Consider the following 12375-nt stretch of genomic DNA (forward strand, 5'->3'; position numbering starts at 1 on the left):
AGGCGGGGTCATTGAATTCGAATGACAACTGTGTCCGCGGCGCCAGTGGCGTCGATCACGGTGAGCCGCGCAAAGCCCGGACCGGGCGGATCGATCAGGCGCTGGCGGCGCCCGTCGATCTCGCCGAGTGATGTTCCATTAACCATGATGGTCATGGGAAGGACGCCGCCAGCGACCTTCACCGGCATGGCTGCGCTCCCCTCGCCGCCGGAACGGTCGACATCGATCCGCGAGCCGTTCAGCGGGAACTGGATGTGCAGCGCCTGCTCGCTGCCGGTCCGCACCAGGTCCCCGACCGGGCGGAACCGCTTCAGCGGCAATGGCAACTTGGCGTTGCTGGCGACCAGGGTTCCCTTCGGCGGCTTCGGCAACGGGGCCAGCATCTTGCCGGTGCGGGCGAAGGCATCGAACAGGATCGGGGCTGCGGCCACGCGGCCGATCAGGCCGGGAACCGGCGCGCCGTCGGGCCGGCCGACCCAGACGCCGATGGTCATGCGGCCGTCGAAGCCGACCGACCAGGCGTCGCGATAGCCGTAGGAGGTGCCGGTCTTGAACGCGATGCGGTTATGGGCGGCGTTTTCGGGCGGCGGCGTGCCCAGGAGCACGTTGCCGACCTGCCAGGCCGCGACCTGGTCCAGCAGCCGCAGCGGTTCCCGATCGTCCCGGCCGGTCATGAGGTCGCGCAACGGCATGGTGGTGCCGAGCCGGGCGAAACCCGTATAGAGCTGGGTGAGGTCCTGCAGTGTCACGCCGACGCCGCCGAGTCCCATCGCGAGCCCAGGTGCCTCGTCCTTGGGCAGGACCAGATTGCCGCCGGCCTGCCGCAGCCGCGACGACAGCCGGCTCGCGCCGACGCGGTCGAGCAGCACGATCGCCGGCACGTTCAGCGACAATTGCAGCGCCTTCTTCACCGGCACCGTGCCCTGAAACGTCATGTCGAAATTTTCCGGCGCGTAGGAGCCGAAGCGGACGGGCCGGTCGTCGATCAGACTGTCGGGGTGGACGAAGCCGTCCTCGAAGGCGAGCCCGTAGATGAAGGGTTTTAGCGTCGACCCCGGCGAACGGACGGCGCGGGTCATGTCGACCTGCCCCGCCCGACTCTCGTCGAAATAATCGGCCGAACCGACGCGAGCGAGCACGTCGCCGCTCTCATTGTCGACCACGATGATGCCGACCGAGATATTGGGCCCGAGCGCGATGGCGCGGTCGCGCGCCAGCGGCTCCAGCACCTTCTGCAGATTGGCATCGAGCGTCAGCTTGATGACCGGCGAATCCTTGACCGTCGACAGTGCCGTGTCGGAGGCATGCGGCGCGAGGATCGGCATCGGCTTGCGCAGTTTTGGCACGGGCACGGCCTTGGCCTGCTTCGCGTCCTCAAGGCTGACCACATGCTCCTCGACCATGCGGTCCAGCACGCGGTCGCGCGCCTTGCGTGCCGCCTCGGGATAGCGATCGAGCCGGCGCGTCTCCGGCGATTGCGGCAGAGCCACCAGCAGCGCGGCTTCCGCCAGCGACAAGCGCTTCGGCTCCTTGCCGAGATAGGCGATCGAGGCTGAGCGGATACCTTCGAGATTACCGCCATAGGGCGCCAGGGCGAGATAGAGGTCGAGGATCTCAGCCTTGCTCATGCTGCGCTCGATCTCGATGGCCCGCACGATCTGCCGCAGCTTTGCATAGAGCGAGCGCTGCCGCCGCGGCTCCATCAGGCGCGCAAGCTGCATGCTGATGGTCGAGCCGCCCGAGACGATGTGGCCGCGCGTCGAGAGCTGCAGCGCGGCTCGCCCCAGCGCGAGCGGATCGAGGCCGTTATGCGCGTAGAAGCGCTGGTCCTCATAGGCGAGCAGCAGTTTGAGATAGGTCGGATCGACATTGGCCTTGGCATCGACCGGCAGCCGCCAGCGGCCGTCGGCCATGGCATAAGCGCGCAGCAGCTTTCCGTTGCGATCGACGACCGTGGTGGAGACCTGGCGCGCCTCGTCGAGCGGCAGCGGGCCGAGCGCGTAGACCCAGGCGACGAAGCCGATGATGGTGAGGATGAGCGTGAGCGCGAGGCCCGAGAGGACGCGAAAGCCCCTGTCCCTAGCTCCGTCATGGCCGGGCTTGACCCGGCCATCCACGTCTTTGCCGGCAGCGCCACAGTTCGTGGATGCCCGGGACATCTGCGCGAAGACGCGCTTCGCGCTTTTGCCCGGGCATGACGACGGAGTATGTGGCTCTGCTTCGCCCATCTCACCACTCACTTCGCCGCCCGCACCTCGACGTTACCCGTCCCGGTCCGGCCGTAGCGCGAGGGATTGTACATGTCCTCGACATAGGCCTGGGGCAGCACGTATTTGCCGGGCGAGACCGCGCGCACGACGTAGGCGACGGTGAAGACCGACTTGGAGTCCGAGGCGCGATCGACCGCCGCCGTGAAGCGGTCGTCACGGAACTCGGTATCTTCAGGCTCCTCGCCGTCCTCGATCCAGTCCAGCGTGCCGCTGTCGCCCGACGACACCAGCTTCGGATTGTCGATCTCGAGGCCCGCGGGCAGATAGTCGGACACCATGATGTGGCCGTACTCGGGCTTCGCCTCGGTGATCTTCAGCACCACGGCGAAACGCTGGTTCTGCTTGACCTTGCTGATGTCGGCGGGCTTGCCGTCGAGCGTGAAATAATTCCGCTCGATCTTGAAGCCGTTCGATGCAGCCGGCTCCGGCGTGACCGGCGAGCCCGACACCGAGACCACCGCCTGCACCGGCGCATCGCCGGTGTTGGTGATCTTCAGCGGCTTGCCCTCCAGCGTCACGGCCTTGTAGCTGCGGTACAGCGCGGTCTTCACCGGCTGGCCGTCGACTTCCATCGACAGGTTCTCCTTGGCCAGCGCGCGCGCCGCCAGCACCAGCCACGCATTCTCCTGCGTCGAGGTGTAGGGCGTCAGGCCGCGCGCGGTCTCGACCCGCGACACCGCCTGCGTCAGCGTCGCCTTCGGCGCGTTGCCTTCGCTGGCAAGCAAGACCAGCGCTGCGGCATCGCGCAGCTGCGAGCCGTAGTCGGTGCGGCCGAACTCCAGCACCGGCTTCGGCGCGAGGCTGTCGAGGGCGGCACCGTAGACGCGTTCCGCGCGGTTGCGGTCGCCGACCAGCGCGAGCGCCGACGCAAGCTGCGACTTCGCGATCGGCGTTGCGAGGTTGGCGAGCTTGGTGTCGGCGAGATAGCGGAGATCGCCGATCGGCGCCGCCCCGTTGCGCGCGAGCACGTAGAGGCCGTAGGCGAGATCGCGCCCGCCGTCCTTCTCGGGCTCGTTGCCGTTCACGACCGAGTTGCGGATACGGTCGAGCGCGTTCTTGAACAGCACGTCCGGCACCGCAAAGCCCTTTTCGCGGGCGCGGGTCAGGAAGTCCGTCACGTAGGCGTCGAGCCAGGCGTCGTCGCCTCCGGCCGACCACAGGCCGAACGAGCCGTTGGAGCCCTGGCGCGCCAGCAGCCGCTCGATCGCATCGCGGATGCGCTGGTCGACCTCGGTGTCCATGGCCAGATGCGCGCCGGCGGCGAGCTCGTTGACATAGAGCAACGGCAAGGCACGGCTCGTGATCTGTTCGGAGCAGCCATAGGGGTAGCGGTCGAGCGCCTTCAGGATCGTTGCGGCGTCGAGCGCCGTCGACAGGCTGGCCGAAACCGAGACGCTGCCGGTGCCCGGGACGAGATCGGAGAACATGTCCGAGGTCAGCGTCAGGCTTTCACCCTTCGCCAGCGTCCGGATCGAACGCCGCGCCAGCACCTGCGTCGCCGCCTTGACGTCGAGCGCATAGTGACGCGCCAGCGCAAGGCCGTTCGGTCCCTTGATGTCGACGTCGAGCGTCGCCTGCCCCGCCGCCGTCGCGTCGATTGCGAGCGTAAACGCTTTGCGCTGCTTGGCGGCGAGCTTGACCGTGGTTGCGGGATTGCCGGTCATCTTCACCGGACCGCCTGTCTTCACGTTGATTTCGTAGTCGCCGGCCTGGCCCTCGACATTGTCGATCTCGAGGTTGACCGTGCCGTGGTCGCCATTGAGCAGGAAGCGCGGCAAGGTCGTGGTCAGCACCACGGGATCGCGGATCACGACATCCGTGTTGGCACGGCCGAGCTTGGTCGCGGTCCACGCCACCGCCATGACGCGCGCGGTGCCGGCGAACTCGGGGATATCGAAGCTCACCTCCGCGGTGCCGTCGGCGGCGACCGTGACGATGCCCGAGTAGAGCGCGAGCGGCTTTTGCGCGGGCGGAGAGCCCTGCAATTCGCCGGCGCCGGCATCGCCGCCGGACTTGATCTGTCCGCGGGTGCCCGACATGCCGTCGATCAGTTGCCCATAGAGATCGCGGATCTCCGCGCTCAGGCGGCGCTGGCCGAGATAGTAATCGTCCGGCGCCGGCGGCTTGTAATTGGTCAGGTTGAGGATGCCGACATCGACCGCGGCGATGACGATCTTGGCGTCTTCACCCGGATTGAGCCCGTCGAGCTTGACCGGGATCTTCAACATCGCATTCGGCCGGACCAGTGCCGGCGGCGTCAGCTTCACCTGGAGCGTGCGGGTCTGCTTGTCGATGCCGAACCATTTCAGGCCGATCGCCCGGCCCGGCATGCGTTGCGCAGCCGCATCGAGAGGCCGGCGCAGCGTCGCCACCACATAGGCGCCGGTGCCCCAGTCCTTGCCGACCGGCAGCCTCACCTGCGCGGTACCTTCCTTGACGTCGATGGTCTGCGTCGTCAGCAGGCGGTCGCCGAGCACGTTGACGGTGAGCTTGCCGGCGCTGCGGACGTTCACCGACACCGTCATGGTGTCGCCGGAGGCGTATTGCGGCTTGTCGATCGAGGTCTCCAGCAGGTCCGGCGTGTCGGCGCTGCCGTCGGAATACCAGCCTACGTCGAACTGCATCGAGGTCACCGGACCGTCGGCGTCGTTCGACTTCACATCGAGCCGATAGCGGCCGGGCTGCGGACTAAGCGCGATCCGCGACGGCTTGTCGGCAGCGATCGTCACGTCGCCGTCGGAAACGCGCGAAGTCGATTTGACCGGCTCGTACTCCCAGTAATTGTTCTGGCGGTACCACTGGTAGCGCGACTCCATCTTCAGGAGCTCGTAGCGCAGGCCATCGCGGTGCAGCCTCTCACCTTCGGGCGAGACGAACACGACGTCGAACTCCGCCTTGTCGCCCTCGGCGACGTTCTTGTCGCCGAACAGCGGCTTGATGCCGATCATGGCGTTGGCGGGCGCGACCGGCAGCACGATCTTGCGCTCGACGGCGCGGCCGCCGGTCTCGACCATGCGAACGAAGATCTGCGCCTCCTGCGGGCGCGTCGAGGCAGGCTGCTTGTCCAGCGTCACTGGGAAGGTGGCAACGCCATTGGCGTCGGCTTCCGGCAAATTCTCCAGCGGCGTGCGCTCGTTCGAGGTGGTCTCCTCGTCGGCGACGCCGAACTGGTAGCCGGCAAAGCCCGGGCGTTCGCTTGCGGGCGCGACCAGCATGTCGCCTTCGAGCTGGAGACCGGAGGCCGGCGCACCATAGAGGAAATGGCCATCCGCCTTGAGCTCCACCGGAGCGTTAGCTTTGATCAGCTTGTCCTTGGCGGACAAGTCGAATTCGATCCGATCAGGGACGTAGTCCTCGACCATGAAGGTGGTTTCGCCGACCGACGAGCCCTTCGGATCGGTGAAGGCGCGGACCCGCCAGGTCCCGGTCGGGACGGCCGAATTGAGCGGCACGGACAGCGTACGGCCGCCGGCCCCCTGGTCGGCGAGCACGGCGCGGCGGAATTCGACGCCGTCGGGGCGCTCGATCACCAGCGTCAGCGGCCCGCCGGCAACGGCATTGCCCTGCCCGTCGCGCAAGAGCGCGGTGAGATAGACGGTCTCGCTGGAGCGATAGACGCCGCGCTCGGCATAGACGAAAGCATCGGCGCCCGATGGCACCGCCCGGCCCGAAACGCCGCGGTCGGACAGGTCGAAAGCCGAGGTCTTCAGGCTCAGAAAGGCATAGTCGGCCTTCTCGCCGGTGACCGTGAGCATCGCCGGCGACAGGCCGCCTTCGCCGCGCGCAAGGCCCGCCTCGAACAGCACATGGCCGCTGTCGTCGGTCTTCCGGGTCGCCAGGATCTCGTTGTTGCGGGCGACCAGCCGGACCTCGGCCTTGCCGACCGGGTCGGTCGAGGCCAGCGAATTGACGAAGACGTGGATGCCGTCATTGCCGGAATAGGCGGTGACCCCGAGGTCGGAGACGATGAACCATTGCGTCGCGAGCTGGTAGTCGTCGTCCGAGCCCGGCCCCTTGGCCGCGGCGGTCATCACATAGACGCCCGGCTGAAGCTCGCCGAGCGCCTGGTCGACCGGGAATGCGGTGGTGACGTCCTGGTTCAGCGTCATCGCGGTCGCAAGCTCGCCGGTCCAGACCTTGACGCCGCGCTCGCCGCCGAGATCGGCGAGCTGGTAGCGCGACAGCGTCTTCTGGAAATCGCTGTCGACCACCGTGTTGATCAGGTTGCGGTCGCCGATCCTGAAGACGTTGACGCTGACCGCGGGCGTGTTGACGCTGACCACGGGAATGCCGCGTTGGCCGGTCCGCGGCAGCACATAGGCACGGCTGGTGAAGCGCACGAACGGCTTGCGGTCGCGCACATAGACGTTGAACTCGGCCGATTTCAGCAGACCCTCCTTCACGGTGGACGGCAGGCCGGCGCGCAGATTGATGTTGTAGCGCTCGCCGTGCTTCAGCCCGTCGACGCAGAGCTGCTTGCCTTCGGCCGACAGCGCCGGCTTGTCCTGGCCTGCCAGCGCGAGGTACGGCGCGAAATCGGTGCGCTTGGCCAGCTCCTCCGAGAACTGGAAGCAGGCGCGTGGGCTCGCCGAATCCGAGTCCACGGTATAGTCGAGCAGCCGGAAGCCGTGCTCGTCGCGCATCTTCTCGTATTGGCCGCGGACGTCGGCGACCTCGCGCATGTCGAGCGACAGCCGCAGCGCATCCAGCGCCGGCCGCCACAGCTTGCGTTCGGCCAGCGACTTGCCGAGCACGGCGAGCGAATCCGCCTCCTCGCCCGGATTGCCGGCGCGCTGGTAGGCGATGTAGGCGGCGGTCGAAGCCCGCTCCAGCAGGAACGTCTGCTCGCTCGAGCTTTTCGGCGAGATCTGGAAGATCACCTTGGCGAGCCGCAGCCAGTTGCCGGTATCCTCCGGCGTGGTCGCGGCGATCTGGCCGAGCACCGACAGCCCGGTGCGGAAATCATTGCGCCGGAAGGCGGCGTCGGCGTCGGTGCGCAGCGTCGCGCTGGTCTTGGCGACCGGCCCCGCTTCGCTCTTGATCTGGGCCTCCAGCTTGATCGCGGAATCGGCGAGGTCGTCGCGCTTGAACGCCTTGTCGGCGGCCTGCGCTGCGCTAAGGCCGAGCGCCAGCGTGGCGCAGAGTGTGACGGCGCGAACAAGACCGATCATAATGGACTCCCGGAAATCGCGGCGAACGCCGCGTGAGCACGAAATGCGCGGAAAGGTGACCGACTCAAGGCGATGGAACCAAAGGTGCAAATCGTCGCATTCGCCATGACAAGGCAAGCCCTGAGGAGACCGATCGAGATATCACCGCGCACGCCGTCCTCATGGCGCAGCCATACCTGACCGATCGACCGGCGGCCGTGTCCCGGAAGCTGGCCAGCGTTCCCGGCGATGTAATCCATCGTCCAGTCCGCTGCCGCTCAACCCGGCACCCTGACACCCCACCGTTCCGCTTAGTCGCGGCGTTGAGGAAAACGGTTCGGTTCAGACTTGGCGAAGCTGCGGATTTTTCATATTTGGCGTGATAGAAGACCGGCAAGGTGGTAGCCGAGGCCGGCATCAAGACGGTCCCATAGCTCAACTGGATAGAGTAGCGGATTTCTACTCCGCGGGTTGCAGGTTCGAGTCCTGCTGGGATCGCCATTCATCACTGGATTGACGAGGCCGATGGAGCCGACTTGCGGTATCGGCCGCCCGCTCACCGGAGACGTCTTCAAGAGCCTCGCTGTTCTCGTCGATCCCGTGGACGATTTCGATTCGCGCTGCCGGAATTTCGGTGCCGCTTGATCGACGTGACGGACGCACAGTTACCAATCCTCACTACTTCACGAATACGTGGGTACCCTCGCCCCGGTCTTTGAACCGGACAGACGAACCCTATCTATGCGCCGGGCGACGTGCGCCCGATAGGGAATTCGATGCTGCCAACCGAGTGGACGAGAATGGCTATCGCATCTGCGGTTGCCGTGATCGCGATGTCGTATTTGGCAATCGACGCTGGCGTCGTGAACTCCAGCGTGATCACACGGCGCATCGAGACGGCGCGGGCTTCCATTGCGGACGCGGCGGCCAGTCAGCATCAACTCGCCTTCGCTATTCAGGCCTGGGCGCGTCCAAGCCGCCAGAAGGCGGACTCGGAGCCACATTTGGAGCACTGCCTGGCGATCGATTGAGTCAGGCGCAGCACCAGATCAGCCGACGCCTAAGCGGCCTTTCTTTTGTTCACGGTCCGACTCCGCTTCGTTCCAAAAGCACGAATCGTCATCGCAAAAATCGGCAACGCGCATTCATTAATGCCGCGTTTCGCTGGCTCGGTTCGTTCATGCATCCGAGGTCACGAGCACGGGCCGCAATCGGTACGCATCGATCGCGGCGTTCGACAGCAGCAGCCTGCGCCGCTCGCCGCGCAGCATCAAGCGGTCGATCCTGTTCAGGATGAAGCGGGCTGAATCATTGGGCTCACCGGTGAGCAGGCCGGATTGGTCGAGATATTTCCAGGCGATCTCGAAAGACTGCGCGCGCAATTCGGGGTCTGTCATAGCCGGCCAACGTCGACGGGGAACGGATGTTCCTAACCGCGCAACGTCAGTCGCAGCGAACCACGGCGCGACGAAATGCGTAGCGCCGCGAACAAGATCACGACCAGCACGTTGGCTGCAACGAAATGGAGTGGTGCCGACCCGCCAGCCCCGGTCGGCTTTGAAGGGCCCCGTGCTTGTCCCCCCGAGCACGGGGCTTTCTCATGCAGGCCAACCAGCGTCCCGACCTCGGCCGGCCATTGACGCGAGATCTCGCCGAGGATGCGATTAGTCCGTCTGCTCGTCGCGCCGGTCGCGGGCAAGCTGATGCCAAGCCAGAGCCAGCTGGATCAGTCTCTGCCGGTCGGCGCCGTCGGCGGACGCCGCGGCCCGCTTCATCGCCGCCTCGGCTTCGTGCTGTGGGTCGTACTTGGGGCACATGAGGCCGAACCTAACCGACCGATATGGACGGACCGATGGCAATTTCGTCCGTATGAATGCGGGGTGGCTTCGCGTCGTCCGAACCCACCCTGACGCATCTGTGAAGTGCGTCACAGCCTGCAACCGGCGTCTCGGCTAAACAGAACTCAACCGCTCGCACCGCCGCGAGAGGGCATGGGTGGTCCATCATGACACAGGAAGCAGCAGCCGAGGCTCACGTCCCGACACGACGCGCAAGGCCCGACCTGTTCGGCGCCACGTTTCTTGCCACCATCGGTATCGTGATGCTGGCCTGGATCGCAGGCCTGGTCTGGGCCGCGATCGCGTTCTTCAACTGGCTGGTGTGACGCGCGAAGCGATCAGTATCGCGTCAGCAAGCAATACGTTGCCCAGACAAAAGGAGGCGGGCCTGCGCCCGCCTCCTTGTTTCAGACCTTGCCTGAAGCCTCAGTAACACGCGCGAGGATCGGCCTGCACATACTGGCCGCTCGGATAGCGGTAGTAGCAATTGCCCTGGGCGAAATAATAGCCGGGCCGCGAGGCAGCCGTGGCGCCGGCGATCGCGCCGGTGGCGCCGCCGATCACGGCACCCGCGGCCGCGCCCGAGGCGTTGCCCGAGATCAGGCCGCCCAGCACGCCGCCGACGATGGCGCCGCCAAGTGCGCTCGCGCCGGGATCAGCCGGTGGCGGAGGCGGCGGCGGTTCGTAGGCGACGGGAGGCGGCGCCGGAGCATAGCCCACCGGCATGTCGTCGAAGTAATCCTCGGAGATGTAGGCCGGCGGGCCGGCCATCCGCTGCGGATAATAGTACCAGACGCCGCCGACGTCCCACCACCAGCCGGAGCGGCCGTTGCGGACCTCGTGGCGCCAGCGCCCACCATCCCAGGCGCGATTGCCGCGATAGGCGTGTCCGCCCCAGTCGCGCTCCGGTGCGGGGCCCCTGGCGTAATTGCGTCCGGGCGGCGGGCCGCCTGCTCCGTGTGGGCCGGGACCGGGGCCGCCGGCGTGGGGCTGGCCGCCGGGCTGTTGCGCGGGCCGGGCCGCCTGCTGCGGCGGGGGGCCCTTGCGCATGTTCTGATTGTTCTGGGGCGGCGCGCCCGCGCCGGGCCCCGCAGGCGTCTGGGCCTGGGGTCTTGGCGGCAATGAGTCCTGTGCCTGCGCCGAAAGCGCGACAAGGGACATGGCCGAAACCAAGGGAATAATGATCTTCATGCGGCTGGACGCACTCATGCGTGCTTAACCCCCTACTCTCGCGATTGCCGTGGTGCCTAGCGCGATAGACGATTCGCCTCGCGCCTGGCTGATGCCGGCGGACAAAACTGACCTGCTTTGGTCGGCTAAGTCCCGTTACAAATGATTAAGATCACGGCAATTTTCGGCCCCGGGGGGCGCGGCGGAACCGTTCTAGCGCGCCGGCTCGATCACATTGCAGTTGGTCCGCCCCGACATCAGGCAGTCCTGCATCTTGCTGGCCGCGGTGAGATCGCGGGCGAGCCACCAGCCGACACCGAGGATCACGAGCGCGATGATCAATCCGGCAATCGCGCCGCGACGGTTGTCGCCGGATTGAGGTTTTGCGAGGGATTTGGGCTTTTTGCCCGGTTCGGGCTTGGACTCAGACTTGGACATGACTAGCCGATCGCAGGGGTGAGCCGGCTTTACCACCTCTGCGACGTCGCGTCACATCCCGGTCGATCGTTCAGCCCCGGGTCTGCCGGATCGCATCCTTGCGCGAGGTTTCGACCGCCGGTGTGGCCCGCGGTGCGCAGGTCGTCAGCAAGAATGCGGTCTGGGTGCATTCCCAATCCGCGCCGAGGACGGCACTTTCGATCGGCTTCGGCCGGGCAAGCAACAGTGCGACGCCAGCCAAGGCGACCACCACGACGGCGATTGCGAGCGCCTTCGGGCTCAGTCTTGAGATCATCATGCCCGTGCTCCGTCTCGTACCGGGCGGACGCTAGGCGCCGCTCCGTGTGGTCCTCTATGAAGGACATCACAATTCGGCAGTTTTTCGGGGCTACGAGAGATCGTCGGGGGTGGCGATTTTTCGTCTACCTGATCGGCTGCGATTATGGGTGGCTTCGCGACGCGCGCCGATGTACACGCTTCTGCGTCGCGTGGTGCCTGCTATGCCCAGCCGACGTACCAACAGTCACCGATGTAGGATTGAAAGCGAGGAAGGCAAGGCCTGTGAGTGGATTTAGGGAACCCGGGTTTTCAGACCGGCAAAAGGCGGCGCAGGAAGCGCGCAAAAATCTTTTGAACAAATTCAAGTCGCAGCCCGGGCTGGATGATCCGGCGGTGGCGGCACGTCGTGCTGAGCGCGAGGCGCTCGCGGCCAAGCGCGCAGAGGCAAAGGCCGCGCGCGAAGCCGAGAAGGCCGAGCAGAAGCGTATTGCGGAAGAAGCTGCAGCGGCCGAAGCCGCGCGTATCGCCCGCGAAGCGGAAGAAGCGATCGCCAAGCAGGCTGAAGTCGAGGCCGAGCAAAAGGCCAAGCGCGACGCCCGCTACGCTGCCCGAAAGGCTAAGCGGAAGTAACGTTCGCAAGTCACGTTCAACTCACGTCGCGTTCAAGTGAAGTTGAACTGAAACATCGCTGGGGGCGGTCCATGTGACCGCCCTCGGACTTCCAAGCGCGCGTCTGCCTTCGCAGACGCCGCGACGACGGCGGAAGATCAGTTCTTCTTCATCATCCCGTCGTCTTTCTTCATCCCGTCCTTCGACATGTGGTCCTTCTTCATGCCGTCGTCCTTGGACATGGTGTCCTTCTTCATGCCGTCCTTGGACATCGTGTCCTTCTTCATCATGCCGTCGTCCTTGCCCATCTTGTCCTGGGCAAAAGCGGCCGGCGACAGCGCGAGGCCAAGCGACAGAGCGGCAGCCGAGACGCCGAGCACGATGCGGGTGCGAATGGTCATGAGTGATTTCCCTTCGAGATGGTGTTTGTCAGCGACGGACGCCGCTATCTGATCTCGACGGATTGCCCGCTGGCGTTGTTACGCGCCCACTGACAAAATTTCTGCGGGCCGGCTGCGAGGATGTTCCGTGTGCACTGCAGCAAGGCCGGCACTTGCCCCGGCATTCGGTCTCGAACTATCAGATGAGAGAATATTGGGTGAGAGACCGGCTAGGATGGAC

The 12375-nt window shown here is 65.9% G+C and carries 11 protein-coding genes and 1 tRNA gene; 4 read left to right on the top strand and 8 right to left on the bottom strand.

From position 1 onward, the window contains the following. Positions 1 to 8: 8 nt before the first annotated feature. The 3 genes from pbpC to ABIB99_RS10255 form a co-directional block, all read right to left on the bottom strand. Positions 9 to 2117 carry a penicillin-binding protein 1C gene (gene pbpC, locus ABIB99_RS10245; RefSeq protein WP_502917491.1) on the bottom strand — a complete coding sequence of 703 codons (2109 nt, stop codon included), beginning with the start codon at positions 2115 to 2117 and terminating at the stop codon, positions 9 to 11. A gap of 119 nt (positions 2118 to 2236) precedes the next feature. After that, entirely contained in the window at positions 2237 to 7441 is a 5205-nt protein-coding gene (locus tag ABIB99_RS10250) for an alpha-2-macroglobulin family protein (protein ID WP_354175694.1), read from the bottom strand. Next, positions 7438 to 7680 carry a hypothetical protein gene (locus tag ABIB99_RS10255; RefSeq protein ID WP_354175695.1) on the bottom strand — a complete coding sequence of 81 codons (243 nt, stop codon included), beginning with the start codon at positions 7678 to 7680 and terminating at the stop codon, positions 7438 to 7440. The genes ABIB99_RS10250 and ABIB99_RS10255 overlap by 4 nt, the downstream gene beginning before the upstream one ends. 164 nt (positions 7681 to 7844) lie before the next feature. On the opposite strand from ABIB99_RS10255, the gene ABIB99_RS10260 reads away from it, so the two are divergent. Next, positions 7845 to 7921, top strand: a tRNA-Arg gene (locus tag ABIB99_RS10260). A 299-nt stretch (positions 7922 to 8220) separates the two neighbouring features. Continuing rightward, entirely contained in the window at positions 8221 to 8451 is a 231-nt protein-coding gene (locus tag ABIB99_RS10265; RefSeq protein WP_354075498.1) for a hypothetical protein, read from the top strand. A 147-nt stretch (positions 8452 to 8598) separates the two neighbouring features. Here ABIB99_RS10265 and ABIB99_RS10270 read toward each other — a convergent pair whose 3' ends face one another. Then, positions 8599 to 8817: a hypothetical protein gene (locus ABIB99_RS10270; RefSeq protein ID WP_063983431.1), complete on the bottom strand. Its 219-nt coding sequence runs from the start codon at positions 8815 to 8817 to the stop codon at positions 8599 to 8601. A gap of 608 nt (positions 8818 to 9425) precedes the next feature. Between ABIB99_RS10270 and ABIB99_RS10275 the strand changes: the two genes are divergently transcribed. After that, positions 9426 to 9584: a hypothetical protein gene (locus ABIB99_RS10275; RefSeq protein ID WP_028161343.1), complete on the top strand. Its 159-nt coding sequence runs from the start codon at positions 9426 to 9428 to the stop codon at positions 9582 to 9584. 100 nt (positions 9585 to 9684) lie between these two features. On the opposite strand, the gene ABIB99_RS10280 is transcribed toward ABIB99_RS10275, so the two are convergent. The 3 genes from ABIB99_RS10280 to ABIB99_RS10290 all read right to left on the bottom strand — a co-directional run bounded on the left by ABIB99_RS10280 (position 9685) and on the right by ABIB99_RS10290 (position 11164). After that, on the bottom strand, positions 9685 to 10467 hold the full coding sequence (locus tag ABIB99_RS10280) for a hypothetical protein (RefSeq protein WP_354175697.1): 783 nt from the start codon (positions 10465 to 10467) through the stop codon (positions 9685 to 9687). A 174-nt stretch (positions 10468 to 10641) separates the two neighbouring features. Beyond that, positions 10642 to 10866, bottom strand: coding sequence for a hypothetical protein (locus tag ABIB99_RS10285; RefSeq protein WP_166096504.1), 225 nt, complete (start codon positions 10864 to 10866; stop codon positions 10642 to 10644). Positions 10867 to 10936: 70 nt separating this feature from the next. Continuing rightward, positions 10937 to 11164 (bottom strand): hypothetical protein, encoded by a 228-nt coding sequence (locus ABIB99_RS10290; RefSeq protein WP_354175698.1) that lies wholly within the window; start codon positions 11162 to 11164, stop codon positions 10937 to 10939. Positions 11165 to 11427: 263 nt separating this feature from the next. Between ABIB99_RS10290 and ABIB99_RS10295 the strand changes: the two genes are divergently transcribed. Continuing rightward, positions 11428 to 11775, top strand: coding sequence for a DUF6481 family protein (locus ABIB99_RS10295; RefSeq protein WP_071914157.1), 348 nt, complete (start codon positions 11428 to 11430; stop codon positions 11773 to 11775). Between the two features lie 137 nt (positions 11776 to 11912). Here ABIB99_RS10295 and ABIB99_RS10300 read toward each other — a convergent pair whose 3' ends face one another. Beyond that, positions 11913 to 12155: a pentapeptide MXKDX repeat protein gene (locus tag ABIB99_RS10300; RefSeq protein WP_028150975.1), complete on the bottom strand. Its 243-nt coding sequence runs from the start codon at positions 12153 to 12155 to the stop codon at positions 11913 to 11915. Between the last annotated feature and the right edge of the window lie 220 nt (positions 12156 to 12375).

Origin of the sequence: Bradyrhizobium sp. LA6.1, assembly GCF_040547805.1 — a bacterium.
Lineage (GTDB): Bacteria > Pseudomonadota > Alphaproteobacteria > Rhizobiales > Xanthobacteraceae > Bradyrhizobium > Bradyrhizobium barranii.